Annotated in this window: 11 protein-coding genes; 5 read left to right on the top strand and 6 right to left on the bottom strand. The window is 66.3% G+C overall.

Features of this window, described 5'->3' with window-relative positions:
• Positions 1-79: 79 nt before the first annotated feature.
• The 3 genes from ACQPW1_RS20255 to ACQPW1_RS20245 all read left to right on the top strand — a co-directional run bounded on the left by ACQPW1_RS20255 (position 80) and on the right by ACQPW1_RS20245 (position 2549).
• On the top strand, positions 80-982 hold the full coding sequence (locus ACQPW1_RS20255) for an alpha/beta fold hydrolase (protein ID WP_433664249.1): 903 nt from the start codon (positions 80-82) through the stop codon (positions 980-982).
• A 158-nt stretch (positions 983-1140) separates the two neighbouring features.
• On the top strand, positions 1141-1590 hold the full coding sequence (locus ACQPW1_RS20250) for a hypothetical protein (protein ID WP_433664248.1): 450 nt from the start codon (positions 1141-1143) through the stop codon (positions 1588-1590).
• 41 nt (positions 1591-1631) lie between these two features.
• On the top strand, positions 1632-2549 hold the full coding sequence (locus ACQPW1_RS20245; protein ID WP_433664247.1) for an ADP-ribosylglycohydrolase family protein: 918 nt from the start codon (positions 1632-1634) through the stop codon (positions 2547-2549).
• A 555-nt stretch (positions 2550-3104) separates the two neighbouring features.
• On the opposite strand, the gene ACQPW1_RS20240 is transcribed toward ACQPW1_RS20245, so the two are convergent.
• A complete protein-coding gene (locus ACQPW1_RS20240; protein ID WP_433655183.1) occupies positions 3105-4490 on the bottom strand; it encodes an IS1380 family transposase in 1386 nt (461 codons plus the stop codon).
• A 427-nt stretch (positions 4491-4917) separates the two neighbouring features.
• On the opposite strand from ACQPW1_RS20240, the gene ACQPW1_RS20235 reads away from it, so the two are divergent.
• Together ACQPW1_RS20235 and ACQPW1_RS20230 are read left to right on the top strand one after the other, a co-directional pair.
• Positions 4918-6333 (top strand): flavin monoamine oxidase family protein, encoded by a 1416-nt coding sequence (locus tag ACQPW1_RS20235; protein WP_433664246.1) that lies wholly within the window; start codon positions 4918-4920, stop codon positions 6331-6333.
• Positions 6334-6428: 95 nt separating this feature from the next.
• Positions 6429-7160, top strand: coding sequence for a response regulator transcription factor (locus ACQPW1_RS20230; protein WP_433664245.1), 732 nt, complete (start codon positions 6429-6431; stop codon positions 7158-7160).
• Between the two features lie 4 nt (positions 7161-7164).
• Here the strand turns inward: ACQPW1_RS20230 and ACQPW1_RS20225 are convergent, their stop codons facing one another.
• From ACQPW1_RS20225 to ACQPW1_RS20205, 5 genes are read right to left on the bottom strand one after another with little or no spacing between them, the layout of a single operon-like run.
• On the bottom strand, positions 7165-8565 hold the full coding sequence (locus ACQPW1_RS20225) for an FAD-dependent oxidoreductase (RefSeq protein ID WP_433664244.1): 1401 nt from the start codon (positions 8563-8565) through the stop codon (positions 7165-7167).
• Positions 8558-12904, bottom strand: coding sequence for an amino acid adenylation domain-containing protein (locus tag ACQPW1_RS20220; protein ID WP_433664243.1), 4347 nt, complete (start codon positions 12902-12904; stop codon positions 8558-8560). The genes ACQPW1_RS20225 and ACQPW1_RS20220 overlap by 8 nt, the downstream gene beginning before the upstream one ends.
• Complete coding sequence (locus ACQPW1_RS20215; protein WP_433664242.1) at positions 12901-14745, bottom strand: non-ribosomal peptide synthetase; 1845 nt, start codon at positions 14743-14745, stop codon at positions 12901-12903. Before ACQPW1_RS20215 ends, ACQPW1_RS20220 begins: the two co-directional genes overlap by 4 nt.
• On the bottom strand, positions 14742-15626 hold the full coding sequence (locus ACQPW1_RS20210; RefSeq protein ID WP_433664241.1) for an alpha/beta hydrolase: 885 nt from the start codon (positions 15624-15626) through the stop codon (positions 14742-14744). The genes ACQPW1_RS20215 and ACQPW1_RS20210 overlap by 4 nt, the downstream gene beginning before the upstream one ends.
• Positions 15619-16683 carry a methyltransferase gene (locus ACQPW1_RS20205; protein ID WP_433664240.1) on the bottom strand — a complete coding sequence of 355 codons (1065 nt, stop codon included), beginning with the start codon at positions 16681-16683 and terminating at the stop codon, positions 15619-15621. The genes ACQPW1_RS20210 and ACQPW1_RS20205 overlap by 8 nt, the downstream gene beginning before the upstream one ends.
• Between the last annotated feature and the right edge of the window lie 44 nt (positions 16684-16727).

Here is a 16727-nt window from a genome sequence, read left to right as displayed (position 1 = left end):
GCTCGGCGGCAATAGGATTCGGGGTGGTCAGGTTGGGGAGGGCGGGTTGAGCCGTGCCACTACAGGGAATGGGGGGATCGTGACTGATATCGAACAGCACACTCAGGGTGTGGCCGAGTGGGTTGAGACTCGGGATGGGCGGCGGCTGTTTGCGATGGTGTTGGCGGGGCCGCGCTCTGATGTCGCCACACCTACTGTTGTGTTCGAGGCGGGGTCGGCGGCGGGGCGGTGGTCGTGGGCCGCGGTGCAGCCGGAGGTCGGGCGGTTCGCGCGGGCGATTGTGTACGACCGGTCCGGGTTGGGGCGTAGTGCACCGGATTTGGCGGATCGGACCTTGTCGCACATGGCCGATGATCTGAATGAGGTGCTCGATCATTTCGGGCCGGGGCCGTTCATTCTTGTCGGTCATAGCGCGGGTGGGCCTATTGTGCGTCTCGCCGCAGCGCGTCGCCTCGATCGGATAGCCGGTCTGGTGCTGGTCGATCCCACCGACGAAGCAGCCGATGTGTTGTTCAGTCGCGGGTTCCGTCGAATGGAGCAAGTCGCGATTGCCGTCGGTGCCGTTCTTGCTCGGTTGGGGCTGCTGAAGTTCTTGTTTCGTGGGCAACTGCGCGACGTCCCGGCCGACGTTCGCCGCGATATGGAGCGGGAGGCATTCAATCCCAGCGTGATTCGCACCCAACGGCAGCAGGCACGCACGTTCCTCGACGAGCTCGCCACCTGGCGCGATACCCCGCCTGAGCTGGGATCCGTCCTGGTCACCCTTATCTCCGGCGCACTCCCGGGAGACGGCATGAACGCTTCGATGCGTGCCGCGGCCATCGCTTCGCACGCCCACCGCGCCGCACAATCGCCGCACGGCCGCCATGTGATGGCCGAACACTCGAGCCATTACGTCCCCGCCACCGACCCGGAACTGATCGCCCGCGAGATCGCCGGAATGATCCCCTCGGCGGAATCTTCGCCTGAAGAATCCGGATAGAATTTACCCAATTGCACATTGTCGCGTTGCTACGGAACGTATACCGTGCAATGTCTTGCCGCAGCTTAACTTCTGTGTAGAACAACTTACACTGCTGGCCCGAATTGGTCGCGCGTCCTAAACTCTCAGACCCGACGGTATTCGACGGAAAGTAGCCGATGGGTAAGCACCGCGCAGTACGAAAGCCCGACGTTCCGATGCGGTTGGCAATGGTGTCGACAGCCGCACTGCTCACCGCCCTGGTCACCGCCGACCGGGACAGCTCGCAGAGCGGTACGCCGACCGCCACCGGCAACCACACCACCGTGGGCGAGCCGAGTGGCCCGTTCTCCGCACCACAGCCGGAAGCCCTGCCGGACGCGCCGAGTGACGAGCGCCCCTTCGTCGAGACGGCGCCGCCTGCCGAACCCGAGCCCGGCGGCAGACATCGTCGCGAAGATCCGCCCGCACCGGTCGACGAGCCCGAAACCCCGCCCCACCACGACGTGCTCAGCGGCATGACGGCCGCCTGGGTCTCGGGCACCACGCAGGGCTACGAGTGGCTGGTGCACATCGAGCAGTGCATCGTCTCGCACGTGATGTCCAACATGGAGCAACGCACCGTGTGATCGACCGTAGCGACTTGCGGTGAGTCGTTGCGGTCGGCACTATGACACCAGCTATGCCGCCGGTTTCCGATTCCGTTTCCGACAGCCTCGATGGCCTGTCCGTTGGTGATGCGCTGGGTGCGCAGTTCTTCGTGCCCGGCCGGTCCGTACCCGATCTACTCGCCGGGCGACCGCCGGCCGCTCCGTGGCCGTGGACCGACGACACCGAGATGGCCTGTTCGGTCTACTCGGAGATCCGCAACCGCGGCCACGTCGACCAGGACGCCCTAGCGGCCGTGTTCGCCGATCGCTGCGAACCCTATCGCGGCTACGGCGGCGGCACAGTCGTTGTGCTGCACGAGATTCGCGACGGCCGCGCGTGGGGTGACGCGGCGGGCGCTGCTTTCGGCGGACGCGGCTCGTGGGGAAACGGCGCCGCGATGCGGGTCGCCCCGCTCGGCGCGTACTTCGCCGCCGACCTGGACCGAGCGGCCGCGCAGGCGGCACTGTCTGCCGAGGTCACCCATCGGCATCCGGAAGCGATCGTCGGAGCGATGGCGGTCGCGGTGGCGGCGGGCCATGCTGCGGCGAGTCGCGAAACAGGCTGTGCACCAAGCGAATTACTACAGGTGGTCGAGCCGTATCTGGTCGATGGCCGGACGGCCGACGGTATCCGTCGAGCCCGGAAGCTGCTGGGCCGGTCGGTAGCCGAAGCGGCATATGAGCTCGGCAATGGCGCGGAAGTCAGCGCACAGGACACGGTCCCGTTCACCCTGTGGGCGGCGGCAACCTTTGTCGGTGATTATCCGGCCGCTATCACGGCGTGCGTAGAGGCTGGTGGTGATGCGGACACGACGGCTGCGATCGTCGGTGGAATCGTGGCGGCGCATACGGGAATCGGACGTCGAGGCGATATCCGCGGCATCCCGGAGGAGTGGTTGACCGCGCGCGAACCGCTCCCCGCATGGGCGACAGATTGACGCCCGATCATGTGTGGTTAGCACGGATTCCGGTCAGACAATGACCCGCATGATTGGTACTCGCCGATACCCAGCCACGCGAAGCGCCTTCTACTTCGCCGCGCTCGAATTAGGTTCACGGTCGAACAGTGGCGGCCACACTATTTGCAGCCGGTCGGGATCGGCGACAGAGTTCATTACTGCCCGTCCGCGCAGCCGCTTGGCATATGCCTCTGCGAATGCCGGACCGTCCGGTCCGGTAGTGCCGCTACAGAGGTAGCAGTAAATTAGCCGAGTATGCGCATCGCAAGCATCGAGATTTCGAGATGTCACGTCAAACACCGCTCACGACAAGGCATTTCCCCAGTTGAAGAGACCGCTCCGGCGCTAGTCGCCTGCGATTAGCCTCGATCTTTCGCCGGGTTGATGTGCTGGCCTGATCGGGTTCGGATTGGGTGTTTCGGTCGTAGTTTTCCGGTTGCGGGCAGGGCAGCTGGCCCGCGCAGCGGGCTGGCTGCCGGGTTCCACTGGCCCGGGTGGTTGGTTTCCTTGGTTGCAGGGACGGTTTCTGGCTGGTCAGCCGGGTTGCAGGCGTGCTGCGGCGGTGGTGAGCAGTTCGGTGTAGGGGGCGTGCCGCGCCAGGTGCAGTGTGGTTTTGCGGGCATGGCGGGCGATGCGTCCGGCGGCTGAAAACAGCCGCAGCCGTAGCGTTTTCGGTTCCCAGCGACGTGCGGGGTGGTCGTGCAGGGCGAGTGTCTGCATCCAGGCGGTCAGGTCGAGTGCGAGCGCGACGACGGCGAGCCAGATGCGGTTGGCGTCGAAGCTGTGGAACGGAAGATTGCGCAGGCCAGTGTCTTTCGCGTTTCTGATCCGGTCTTCGCAGCGGGCCCGCTGGCGGTGACGCAACTCGAGGTCGGGCAGCTGGCCGCGGGTGGTGTTGGTGACGAACGCGGTCAACCGCATCCCGTCGCGGTCGGTGAACCGCAGCTGAGCACCGGGGTGTGGTCTCTCTTTCCTGACGATGAGCCGCATGCCGGGCGGCCATCCGGTCAACTCGGTGATGCCGGTGACTTCCACGACCCAGGCGCCGTCGCGGACCTCGCCGTCTGCGTCGTAGGCCGGTGTCCAATCCTGCGGATTCAGGTGGGTGCCCATGGCGGTGACGATCTCGTCGGTGAGAGTGAACCCGACCGAGTACTGCAGCCGGCGGCGGTGGCAGTAGTCGAGGAACTCGTGGGTGCCGCCACCGGAATCGGTGCGCACCAGCACTTTCCGGCCGACCCGCCATCCCGGCTGCCACGGCAGCTGAGCGAGGGCATCGCGGAGAACCTGCTTGTGGTCGGCAGCGGTATTACTACCGGCGTTGCCCGGCCGCAGCATGGGCGCGGCGGGCTCGCCGGTGCCGGTGCGACCGTGGTCGATGAACGACCACAGCGAGTGGAAGCCGAAGCCCCGCTTGAACGTCGGTGTGGCGTTCTGTTTTTCCGAGTGCGCGTCGGTCAGGGTGGCGTCGAGATCGATGATTAACGGATCATCGATGTTGATCCCGTGACCGGGGGCGTTCGGCCCAGCCACGGCCCACGCCTGCGCCCGCGCGTCCGCGCGTGCAGAAGCGATGGCGGCCAACGCTTTCGGTGCCTGGGCAGCCAGCGCGGTGATCGTCCGCGACACCGTCGGATCCGAGGCCACCAGACCGAACACGCCCGGCTCGGCCCGTAACAACGCCACATCCGCGGCGCAGTCACCACCGACCGCGAGTGTCACCGCCAAATCCAGCACGATCTTGCCCGGGTCGTGGACAGCCATCGGTTTGCGCCACGGCCCCAACTGTTCCGACAAACCCCAGGTCAAACCAGTTATCTCGGCAGTACGCAGCAGCAGTGCCGCACCTGCGTGTGACACCACGCCCGCACCGTCACCGTCGATGGTCAGCCGCGGATACGGCGATATAGACTTGCCCACCAGAAAGGTGCTCCAAAACCTCGATCAATTCAGCCTTCGCAAGTCGAATTATCGCAGGTCGGAGCACCTTTCGCCATTCCCGCCGCAGGTTAGGCGCCATTACCATGATTGGCCGAGGTTAGTTACGAGTCAAACAGGAGCCGCAGTGTGATAACGGTCACACTGACACAGGCAAACACCATCCAGGCAGAGAGGCGTGAACCACCCCTGTCGAGTTAAATTCTGGCTACTGAAACTTATTTGCTCCGCCACGAGCAGCTTGATACGATAATTTCATCACAACAATTGTTGAAGATCAGTGATGACTAGATTTTCCATCAGCGTGATGATTTGTCAATGATTTCGGTTCAGAATACATGGATGAGCCGGTGGAAATCAAGCGCAGTTCACCGGAGGGAAAGCAGTGCAGGGGCTTACGCAAGAGGACGTGCGACATACTTTCGACGGTGGTCTCCCGTCCAGCAATAACATAGAGACCGCAATCATTGTCGGCGCCGGACTGTCCGGGCTGGCCGCCGCATATGAATTAGCGAAGCAAGGCACCCGAGTCACCGTCCTCGAAGCAAGTGATCGTCCAGGCGGGCGGACCTGGACCTATCGTCAGCCATTCGCCGACGGCCTGCATGCCGAAGCCGGCGCAATGACGGTGACCGAGCAATGCCATTACACCATGCATTACCTCAGGGAAATGGGCCTCGAGACCGAACCGAGCGATCTGGTCGACACCGACTTCAGCTACTACCGCAACGGCATTCGGATCCGCCCGGACCAGGTCGACGACCACGCCGAAGCCCTGGGCCTGCATGCAGACGAACAACATCTCACCGTCGCCGACCTCTTCGCCAGATACGTCACCAAGTTCAACGAGAACATCGGCCCGGAGGTCGCGGCCCTCGACTGGACCCCGACACCACACCTGCTGGAACTCGACCGGATCTCGGTGCGCCGCATACTCGAGGACCGCGGCGCATCCGCGGCCGCGATCGGACTGATCGAGCCGCTGTTCCTCGAAATGCGTGGCGGCGAACTGGAATCCGCCTCGGCGATGGCCTGGGCCCGCTACGAGTCCAGCCCCCGCTCCTTCTCCGCCGCGGACGCCCAGTGGTACAAGATCAAGGGCGGCACCGACCTGCTCGCCCACGCGCTCGCGGACAAGATGAAAGACCGCATCCACTACCGGAAGCCGGTCGTCCGCATCACCCAAACCGATCAGGACGCGCAGGTCACCTTCCTCGACCGCGACAGACTGCACACGGTGAGCGCGGACCGGGTCATCGTCACCGCACCGTTCAGCAGCATGCGACGGCTCAACCTGTCGACGGCCCGGTTGTCGGCCGCAAAGCACACGGCTATCCGCAAACTGAAGTACGTTTCGGTCCTTCGGATATACCTGCAGATGCGCACGAAGTTCTGGCCCGAAGATCGGCTGATGTTGTCGACCGACACCCCGATCTGCACGGTGCGCGATGCCACACCACGCCAACCCGGCCCCCGCAAGATCCTCGAATGCTGGCTCACCGGATGGCCCGCCCAGGCGGCCGCGAGCATGAGCGAGGACGAGCGGGTCGATTTCGCGCTGACCGAAGTGGAGTCGATGCTGCCGGGCGCACGCGACAACTTCGAGCTCGGCACCTCCGTAGCCTGGGACAACGAACCGTACGCCGGCGGCGCCTACGTCCTGCCGGAGGTGGGCCACAGCGAGCTCATGGCGCACACCCGAACACCTGAGGGCCGAATACATTTCGCAGGTGAGCACACCGCGTTCGAACCGAACGGCGGCTCGATGAACTACGCACTGGAGTCGTCTATTCGAGTTCTCCTCGAACTATCTTCCACCAGCTGACCTTTCCGCCACCGCCCAGCGCAGCACCGCCGGGCGGTCGGCCCACATTCGCGAGCAAGAAAAACTGAATCGCAACACCAGAAGGGAGGAGCGCTTTGCTTCATCCGCGCTTGTTGATCGTGTCGGATTGTGAGGGGATCGAGGATACGGTCAACGACCTCAAACGGCACGGTTTCGAACCCGAGCCGTCCTCGACGGGAGCCAAAACCATGGCGTCCTACCCCGACTTCGACGTAATACTCATCGACCTCGACTTCACCGATTTCGACGGGCTCACCCTGTGCCGGGAAATCCGCCGAGCCAGCGACATCCCGATCATCGGTTTCTCCTCGTTCGAACTCGACCAGGTGCTCGCGCTGGAAGCGGGTTGCGACGACTGCGTCGTCAAGCCGTACCACAGCCGTGAGCTCATGGCGCGCCTGCGAGGTCTGCTGCGGCGCGTGCACATGATGTCCCAACCCGCACTCATCGTCGGCCAGCTGGAGATCGACTCCGCGCTACGCGAGGTCCGAGTCGGCAATCGACTGGTCGAACTGACCCGCAAGGAGTTCGAACTGCTCCGCCTGCTCGCCACCGAACCGCAGAAGGTCTTCTGCCGGGCCGAGCTGTTGCAGCGGGTGTGGGGATACGACGACGTGGACGCCGAGGTGACGTCCTTGGCCAGCCGGACGATCGACACCCACCTCAGCAGTGTCCGCAAGAAGCTCGGATCGGCGGACTGGATCGTCACCGTGCACGGCGTCGGCTTCCGCTTCAATGAGGAAGCGACGCGCGGCAAGTCGGCGCTCGCCGCCGAGCCGGCCAGCGCCGGCGGAGCGGCCGGATAGCCTGCTACCCCGTCCGCGGCGGGAACTGCGGACTGAACGTGCCGCCGTGCACCGCGGCGAACTCGCCGATGATGGCGTCCTGCTCCGCTCGCACGTCGCGCCCCTGGCACAGCGAGTCGAGCACCGCGCTCGACTCCTGGTGCACTCGCTGTACGGCGTCATACGGCATGTGGGTGAACGCCACCAACTGGTACAGCGGCGTGTGCAGATCGGGACGCAGCTCGTGCAACCGTCGTTCCAGCGCCTTGCGTTCCAGGAACAGCGGGCTGTTCACGTGGTCGGAGAGTTCCTCGAGGTTCTGCATCGACAACTCGGCGAGCGCGTGCCCCGCCTTGACCCGCACGTCGCTGTATTCGTCGACGACGACCTCCGCGACGCTCTTCACGGTGCCGCCCTCGGCGCGGACCGCGGCCTGGAACTTCTCCAGCAGACTCGCCAGCGTGGCGGCGTCCTCGAAGCTGCAGTTGATGCCCTGCCCATAGAACGGGACAACGGCGTGCGCGGCATCACCGACCAGCACCGCGCGCCGATGGTGATACGGGGCGCAGTTGATGATCCGGAGGTATCCGGGACTCCGGCTCGCCAGTTCCTTACCGACCTCGGCCATCCGGCCGAACACATCCGGGAACTCGGTCGCGCAGTACTCGCTGATCGCCGCCGCCGACGGCAGGCCCGAAAAGTGCCGCCGCGCACCGTCTCCGGCCAGCGGCTTGAACAGACTGGTGGTGAACGTCCGGTCCCGGTTCGGTTGCGCCTGGAGGAAGTGATCGCCGCGCGGCCACAGATGCATACCCGTCGGATCGGCGTCCCCGTAGTCCATGGTGATCTCGGCGTAGCCGTGCGCGATCGTATCGCGCGTCATCCACATGTCCTTCGGGTGTGCGGCGACGATGGCATCACGCACCACGCTGTTGGCGCCGTCGCAGCCGACGAGCAGATCGCCGGCCACCCAGGTCGAGGACCCGTCCCGATCCCGCAGCAGTGCCGAGCCGCGCCCGGTATCAACGTCGATACACTGCTGCCCGTAGTGGATCCGCGCACCCGCGCGCAATGCCTGGTCCCGCAACAGGTCCTGCAAGACCCCGCGCGGGATGGACAGCAGGTGATGGTTGTACATCGTCCCGTACGCCTGGGTGGAGATCGCACCGTCCCGATGGTGGATGATCCGCTTGGCCAGCACCGAACCCTGTAGGTAGAGGCGGCGCCGGACCGACAGCGGCAGGCAGTCGAGCCCACGCGAGGTGAGCGTCAGGTTGAACGAGTGCCCCGACCCGGTCCCGGCCGACTCCGTTTGCCGCTCAAAGAGATCCACCTCCAGCCCCTGCCGCCGCAGCAGCGTGGCCAGCGCGCAGCCGACCGGTCCGGCGCCGATGATCACTACCGAGCGCATCGCTAATTCAGTCATTGTGGTCTCCTCCAAAGGCGATCCCGTCCGGCTGCGCGATGGCGCCGACGGCGCGGAAGTACTCGAACATCCGGTGGATCCAGCCCGGATCCGCTTGCGGATAAGGACATCCGACATCGGCGAGAGCGCGCCCGGACTTCTCGTTGTCGAACGAGTGCGCGCCGAGGCGCATCACACCCTCACGCATGAGCGGCACCAGGGGCCCGAGTCCGCGTCGCTGATCGTCGTTCTCGGCGGCCTCGCGTTCCAGCGCGGCCATCCACTCGGTTCCGGTGGTCGAGTCCGTCGCGTAGCCCTCCGCGCGAATGGTCTCGATGATCGCGGGCCAGGCGAGCCCGTCGGGGTGGTACAGATGCCAGTTCTCGTTGTCCGCCTTGCCTTCTGAGAGGCGGATGATGGCCCGCGCCACGTAGTCCACCGGCAGCAGATCGATGGCGGGTGTCTCGACGATGTCGTCCGGGTAGCAGCCGAGCAGTGCAAAACCCTTCATCTGCAACCAGAAGAAGTCGTCGTGCCTGCACGCGCCGGTGCGGCGGTGACCCGCGATGCGGCCGACGCGGTGCACGGTGACCGGCAGCCCGGCCTCCCGTGCCCGGAACGCGAGTTGCTCAGCGACCCACTTGCTTTGCGAGTACCCGATGCCCAGCGACGCGGGGTCGCCCGGCACCGTGTCCTCCCCGACCCGACCGGACGTGGAGTCGGGCGGGAAGACACCCAGCGTGGAGATCAGGCGCAACGGCGTGCGGTTGATCCCGCAGAAGTCGAGCAGGTGCCGCAGTCCGTCCACGTTCGTGCGCTTGACCGTGTGATAGGGCACAACGAAATTGATATGCGCGGCAGCGTGATACACGTCGGTTACGTCACGGGCCTGGGCTTCGTAGTCGTCGCCGAGGCCGAACCGTGGCTGGTCGAGGTCGCCGAGGCAGATGTCCACCTCGTCGAGCCCGGAGGGATCGAGCGCGAACTTCCGGAATGTCCTACGCAGGCGGTCCCGCCCGTCCGCGACGCTGTCGGCGCGGACCAGGCAGCGCACGCGATGCCCGGTGCGCTGTAGCTCATCGAGCAGGTGGCTACCAAGGAATCCTGTTGCGCCGGTGAGGAACACGGTGCCGTCGACCGGTTCCTGCCGCTCCCCCACGACCAGGTCGTGCAGGGCGGCGTCCGCCGAAAGGTCCGGCGCCGCAGCGGCATTGCGGTCGGCGAGGCTCTTCGTCATCCCGCGCGGTGTCGGCGTGCTCAGCATCGTCGACAGCGCGACGTCGGTGTGGAAGTGCTGCTTGACCAGCCGGTGCAGGCGCGCGGCGAGCAGCGAGTGGCCGCCGAGGACGAAGAAGTCGTCGTCCGGCGTCGCCGGACGGTCGCCGAGCACCTCGCTCCACAGTTCGGCCATCGTCCGTTCCGAATCCGTCCATGCGACATCGGATTCGGTGGGGTCCGGTGTTGTGGACTCGGTAGGCAGCGAAGCCAGGGCACGGCGGTCGGTCTTCCCGTTCGGTGTCACCGGGATGGCGTCGATGCGGGTGACCTGCCGCGGGATCATGTATCCGGGCAGGACGGCACCGAGCCGAGTGCGCCAGTCGGTGGGCGGCTCCGCGTCGCTCTGCACGAAGGCGTGCAGCGCACGGTCACCGCCGTCGGAGACCACGATCACGGCGGCCGCGTCCACGCCCAACTCCCGTTCCAGCGCGGCCTCGACCTCCCCCGGTTCGACGCGATAACCGCGGATCTTGACCTGGTCGTCCTTGCGGCCGCGGTAGTGCAGGCGTCCGTCCGGTGCCAGCACGACCACGTCACCGGTGCGGTACATCAGCTGACCGGGGACGAACGGATCGGGGACCATGGCTTCGCGCGTCTTGTCCGGCAGCCCGATGTATCCGGGCGAAACGACCGGGCCCGCAACGCAGAGTTCCCCCTCGACACCGAACGGCACCTGTCGGTCCGCACCGGTCGAATCGGCGTCGAGCACATACGCGTCGACGCCCGCGACCACCCGCCCGATCGATGGAATGGTCGGCCACGTGTCGGAATCGGCGGGAAGCTGGTCCCAGCTGCAGAGGTGGGCCTCGGACGGCCCGTAGGCGTTGATCAGCCGAGCATCCGGATTCCGCCGGAACATCGCCCGCACATCGCCGGTGATGACCAGCCGCTCGCCGGTGACATACACCTCGCGCAGATCCGGCAACTCCACCGTGGATGAACTCAACACGGCGGCGAGCTCGCGGAGCGTGACGAACGGGAGATACGCCCGCTCGACCCGCTCTTCCGCCAGCAGCGCGGCCAACGCCTCGAAATCGGTACGGGCCTGCGCTGGCGGGATGACCAAAGTTCCGCCGTTGCAAAGGGTTCCGAAGACCTCGATGGCGAACACGTCGAAGGCGGGCGGCATGTATTGCAGGGTGCGCATCCGCCGGTCCGACGTGAAGATGGCCTGGTTGTGCACGAGGTTGGCCAGCGTGATCTCCGGCAGCCGGACGCCCTTGGGGCGGCCGGTGGAGCCGGAGGTGTACACGATGTAGGCCGTGTCATCCGGTGTCTTCCGGGACTCGTCCAATGCAGCTTCCGTACTGGGGATTTCGGTCGAGTCGATGACCTCGAGACCGGCGGGCAACGATGCATCCGCTATGTCGATCTCCGGCGCACGCACCAGAATCGTTGCACCACAGTCGTTCAAGGTGAAGTTCAGTCGCTCCCACGGCTGATCGGCGTCGAGCGTGACGTAGCTGCCGCCCGCACGCAGGATGCCGATGACCGTCGCGATCAGATCCAGTCCCGGCCGCATCAACACGGCGACCGGCTGCCCGTCGCGGACGCCCCTGTCCACCAGTATCGCCGCCACCGCGTCTGCGCGCCTTGCCAATTCGGCGTAGGTGGTCACGGTGCCGTCTACCGTCACCGCGGGATCCGCACTCGCTGACGCCGTGGTCGCCGCGAACAGGTCGGCGGTCAACTCGGTGCCGAGTTCGGCCGCATCCGTCCGGCGGGCGCACAGGTCGGCGATCGCCCGCTGCTCCTCGTCGCTCGTCCAGTGCAGGTCGTCGACCTGCGCGTCCGGGTCGGCGAGCACGCTGTCCAGCAGCATCCGCAGGCGCAGAGCCAGGTATTCCGTGAAGTTCTCGCCGTCGGCCGCGGCTGTCGCGTGCTCGACGACCAACGTGTAATGGTCCGAGGTCTCGTCCACCGTGATCGCCAAGTCGTACTTGGCGCCGCCCGTCTCGTGTTCCCACGTCTCGACTCCCCAGTCGGGCAGGTCCAGACGTCGAGCAGCGGCGGGCATTACGGTGACCATCGCGTTGAACAAGGCCCCGTCCTGACTGCCCCCAGCCGCGCGCAGCTCGCCCAGGACAGCTTCCAGCGACGCATGCCGATGCCGAAGTGCCTCCAGCACTTCCCGTTTCACCGCACGCAGCACATCGCGGGTCGAGTCACGGTCGAACCGGTGCTGCAGCACAACGGTATTGGTGAGATGCGCGAGCACCTCGGCGTCACCGGCACCGCGCACGGACACCGGGATGCCGAGCAGTACGTCGTCCTGACCGGTCTGCCGGTGCAGCAGCACGAAACTGAGCGCGACAAAGAACATGCTGGTGGTGACGCCTTCCGCGGCGCAGAACGCACGCAGCGCCGCCGACACCCGCTCGTCGAGCACAACCTCCCGGGTGACGTGCCGCGCCGGCCCCTCGGCAGGCAGCCCGAGTGGCGCCGCCGCTGGTGCGTCCGCCAGCTTGTCCCGCCAGTACCGCAGTGTCTCCGCATCGGCGGACAGCTCGGTCCAGCGCTCGTAGGCCTCGATGGCCTGGCGCCGATCTTCCTGCGGCGGCTCGTCACCGTGCGTCACCGCGGTGTAGGCCGCTTCCACCTGACTGAGGTACGGCTTCCACGACATGCCGTCGAAGACGGTGTGGTGGATGTTGAACACCAGCACGCTATGGCCCGCATCGCTGAACCGAAGGTGGCGCACCCGCGCGAGTGGACCGGCGCGCAGATCGAAAGCGGCACCGGCGATCTCGGCCACCTGCTCGGCCACCCAGGCATCGGCCGCGTCGCCTGGATGGTCACGCACATCGACGGTCGGCGCCAACTCGCGGTGCACCACCTGTCGCAGCTCACCGTCCGCCGCCATCTCGAAAGTGGTGCGCAGTGCGGCATGGTCTCGGTGGACGACGTCCAGCGCCTCGACGAGACGGTCGTGGTCCAGCCGAGTTCCCAAACGCAGGACCAGTGGCTGGTTGTACGCCGTGGGATCGGCGCCGTAGATGCTGTCGAACCACAGTCCAGGTTGAGCCGGTGACGCGGGCAGGCGCTGCGCGCCGTTCGCGGTGTGTTGATCAGTAGCCGTCATGTCAACCTCGCACGCTTGGTGCGGATCAGGTCGGCGACACCGCGCACGGTGCCTGCGCCGACGATTTCGTCGGGTGCCAATGCGACACCCAACACGTCCTCGAGCCGGGCGCCGAGGTCGATCAGTTGCAGTGAGGTGACCCCGCTTTCGATCAGCCCGGCGTCCAGGTCGAGCTCGCCCGCCTTGGTGATGTCCGCCAGCGATGATCGGACAACCGCGGCCAGCCGGTCCGGGGTTTCGCTACGTGTGGCGTTGTCGCCTTCCGCAGCCTCCTCTTCGGCGGCCTCGTCGGCGCTGTGGGCCGCGAGCCGCGAGCCGAGTTCCTTGCGGTCGATCTTGCCGTTGGCGTTGCGCGGGAAGGCGTCGACCACCAACACCATCGACGGAACCATGTAGTCGGGCAGTTGATTTCGCAGATACGCCGTCAGGTCGGGTTCGGCGATTTCGTGACCGGTCGCCGGAACACACCACAGCGCAAGCTGATCCGCCGCGCCATCGCTCGGCACGGCCTGCGCGACGGCCTGCTGAACGCCGGGGAACGCCTCGGCCGTCACCTCGACATGCCTTGGCTCCACTCGGAATCCGCGCACCTTCACCATCTGGTCGGTGCGGCCTGCTAGGACGATCTCCCCGTCGGTGGTCACTTTGGCCAGGTCCCCGGTCCGCAGCAGTCGCTGACCGTCGTGCCGGACGAACTTCCGCTCGGTCTGTTCCGGGTCGCCGAGATATCCGAGGGCCACGCCGTCACCCGCGATGCACAACTCGCCGATCTGGTCGGGTTGGCATTGCTCCAGTGACTCGTCGCGCACCGTCATCTCGACGGTGGGCATCGGCCGGCCGACCGGGATCTCGGCATCGGACAGGTCCGCCGAGGTGATCTTGTGGACCGCGGTCAGCGCGGAGTTCTCCGTGCACCCGAAGGCGTTGAACACGTCACCGTCGACGACGGCCAGCGCGCGTTCGAGGTGCGACGCGGACGGGAAGTCGCCGCTGACGATCACCGTCCGAACGTGGTCGAGGCTCTGCCCATGATGCTCGACGAGCAGATTGAACAGGCCGACGGAGAGGTTGAGTACCGTGATCCGCTCGCGCGCAATCAGTTTCGCGAGCTCACCGAGTGGCGGCATCTCCTGCGGCGCGATCGTGAGGCGACCACCCCGCAGCAGGCAGGTCCAGATGTCGGTGGTCGACGCGGCGAACGCGGGCTGCGCCAGCTGCAGGAACCGGTCGTCCGGTCCCGGTGTGAAGCCGGTGAGATGCTGGGAGACCCGCGAGATCCCACGATGCGCGATCACCACGCCCTTGGGCACGCCGGTCGAACCCGACGTGAACAGGATGAACGCCGGCGCGGCCGCAGTAACCGCGGACGGTCCCGATTCGGTGGACAACGACGACGCCGCCGACAACAGATCACTGACCGGCAGGCATGTCTCCGCTGGAATCCCTTCTGCCGCTTCCGCGTCCGTCACCGTGAGCACCGGCTCAGCGACCTGAACCATGCGCGACTTGTGCTCTGCGGGATGGACCGGATTGAACGGCACCACCACGAGCCCGGCCTTGAGGATGCCGAGGATCACCTGATAGGTGGCGAGACTCCGCTCGAGATGCACCCCCACCCGTGACCCCGGGGCGAGTCCGCGTTCCCGCAGCGCTCGCCCGATTTGGCTACTGAGGCCGTCCAATTCGGCATAGGTCAGCGTGGTGCTGCCGTCGGAAATCGCTTCCCGTTCGGCATGTGCACGCGCGGTCCGCACGAAGGCGTCGGCGATCGTTTCGGTGGTTGCGGCCTCGGACGTGCCCGTCGTGACGGACTCGGCTGGGGCGGTCAGTGTGTGTTTCATCGCGCGGATGTCACCGTTCCTTCCGGTGTGGATGGTCCTGGGCGGCGCGGCGCCAGGCCGAGGTGCCGCAGGCTGGTCCGGCCGAACGGGGTCGACGGATCGGCCAGGTCGAGCGGCAGGTCGAAGTGGTCCCGCTCGGGCACGATCTGCGCGGTCACCGGGATCGACTGTGCGGCCAGGTATTCCGCGTACATCTTGTGCTGGCGCAGGTACGTTCGCGTCTCGTAGCGCCCGGCGGCGAGCAGGATCGAGTCGCAGCGCGGCGGCGGCATCCGCAACGGGCTGCAGTCGCGGGCGAGCTCGGGTGTCAGCCGGACCGCGTCGTTGACATAGGTGTCCGGGATCTCGGTGAGGTCGTACAGACCGCTCAGCAGGCACGCGCTGCGGACCTGGGGTGCACTCTCGCCGGTCAGCGCCGCGGCGAGCAGGTGCGCGCCCGCGCTGCTACCCGCCACGTGCAGCTGCTCCGGGTCGATGCCCAGCATCGGCCCGGTGGTGACGAGCCACTCCAGGGCCCGGGCCACCGAGGCGATCATGCCGGGCACCGTGCGGTCCGGGGCGAGCCCGTAACCCACAGCGACATAAGCACATCCGTGCGCCACCGCGTGTTCGGCAGCGAAGCAGGCGTCGTCGATACCGGACTCCTGCCAGTGCCCGCCGTGCACGAAGACCAGCGCGGGCGTCTCCGGCCCCCGAGTACCTTGCGGCACAGCGGGAAACACGTGGCACCGCTCGCCGTGTCCCTCCCCGTACGGCACGGCGATGTGCACGTCGAGCTGGGACCGGGCGGCGTCGCTGTGCGTCCGGTACCGCCGCAACGACCGGGCGGTATCACGCGCGACCGAACTCGGCGAGTATTCGCGGTCGAGTAGCTTACTCATCGGCCTTACGCCCTTCGATGACGCCGTGCGGCGTCCAGCCTTCGTTGCGGATCCGCTTGATATCGACGAAACCGGAAGCGACGAGCCACTCTTCGTGCTCGTGCCACGGATAGATCGTCGACTCCTCGGCGGGCAATGTCGCGAAGTACACGTTGTCCAGCGCGGTGTAGAGCGGGCCGCGTCCGTCGTCGTCGGCGAACGCGTTGAACACGATCACCCGGCCGCCCGGCGGCAGCGCCGCGTGCGCTCGTTCGAGCAGCGCCCGGTTCTGCTCCGGTGACCAGATGACGAACTGGTGCGCGAACAGCGCCATGTCGTATCCGCCGGGCAGCGGGTCGCCGAACATGTCACCGGCGACGACGTCGATCCGGTCGCCGAGCCCGGCGGCGGCGATGTTGTCACCGGCCACCTCGACGGCGCCCGCGAGGTCGAATACCGTGATCTTCAGGTGCGGGTGGGCCTGTGCGATCGCGATCGCGTTGACCGCGTCGCCACCACCGATGTCCAGCACCTTGGTCACGCCGCTGTAGTCGACCTGGTGCAGCAGCACCGGATTGGACAGCTCCGACCAGGAATGCATGCCGCGGAAGAACAGCGCCTCCAGCTCCGGCGTCTGTTCGAGCCGGGTGTACAGGTCATTCCCCTTGCCGGGCAGGTGTTTCAGGCCGAGGTTCTTGCCGGTCCGCAGCGACTCGGCGTACTCCTTCGCGGGCAGGTAGGACAGCCGCTGCTGGAAGTCGATGATGTTGCGGATGAGCGGCCAGGTGCCGTCGGCCATCGCGTCGTGCAGCATCGCGCTCAGCGTGTACTCCTCGCCCTCGCGGTCGGTAAGGCCGAGCGAGGTGGTGCCGAGCAGCAGCTGGCGCGCCGATTTGGCGGGTATGCCGAGGCCGGCGGCGGCCTGGTCGCTGGTGGACGCGCCGTTCAGGTCGAGGTATTCGAACAGTTGCAATTCCGAGGCCGCGCGCAGCTGCTGAAAGGCAGCGAACCCGAACAACACCGGGACAAGCGAGGTGAGGTCGACCGGTTTCGTCAGCTCGGTCTTCAATTCCGTCATTGTGATCGTATTCCTCCAGCAGTTGTTCTTGATCGGTGTTTGCC

Source organism: Nocardia sp. CA-128927 (genome assembly GCF_050955855.1).
Taxonomy (GTDB): Bacteria; Actinomycetota; Actinomycetes; order Mycobacteriales; family Mycobacteriaceae; genus Nocardia.
Note: the sequence above shows the minus strand (reverse complement) of the source record. Positions and strands in the feature narration are given on the sequence as shown.

Excerpts from the sequence above, each read along its gene's own strand:
- ACQPW1_RS20250 (WP_433664248.1), top strand. The coding sequence starts at position 1,141 with ATGGGTAAGCACCGCGCAGTACGAAAGCCCGACGTTCCGATGCGGTTG.
- ACQPW1_RS20245 (WP_433664247.1), top strand. The coding sequence starts at position 1,632 with ATGACACCAGCTATGCCGCCGGTTTCCGATTCCGTTTCCGACAGCCTC.
- ACQPW1_RS20225 (WP_433664244.1), bottom strand. The coding sequence starts at position 8,565 with ATGACTGAATTAGCGATGCGCTCGGTAGTGATCATCGGCGCCGGACCG.
- ACQPW1_RS20220 (WP_433664243.1), bottom strand. The coding sequence starts at position 12,904 with ATGACGGCTACTGATCAACACACCGCGAACGGCGCGCAGCGCCTGCCC.
- ACQPW1_RS20215 (WP_433664242.1), bottom strand. The coding sequence starts at position 14,745 with ATGAAACACACACTGACCGCCCCAGCCGAGTCCGTCACGACGGGCACG.
- ACQPW1_RS20210 (WP_433664241.1), bottom strand. The coding sequence starts at position 15,626 with ATGAGTAAGCTACTCGACCGCGAATACTCGCCGAGTTCGGTCGCGCGT.
- ACQPW1_RS20205 (WP_433664240.1), bottom strand. The coding sequence starts at position 16,683 with ATGACGGAATTGAAGACCGAGCTGACGAAACCGGTCGACCTCACCTCG.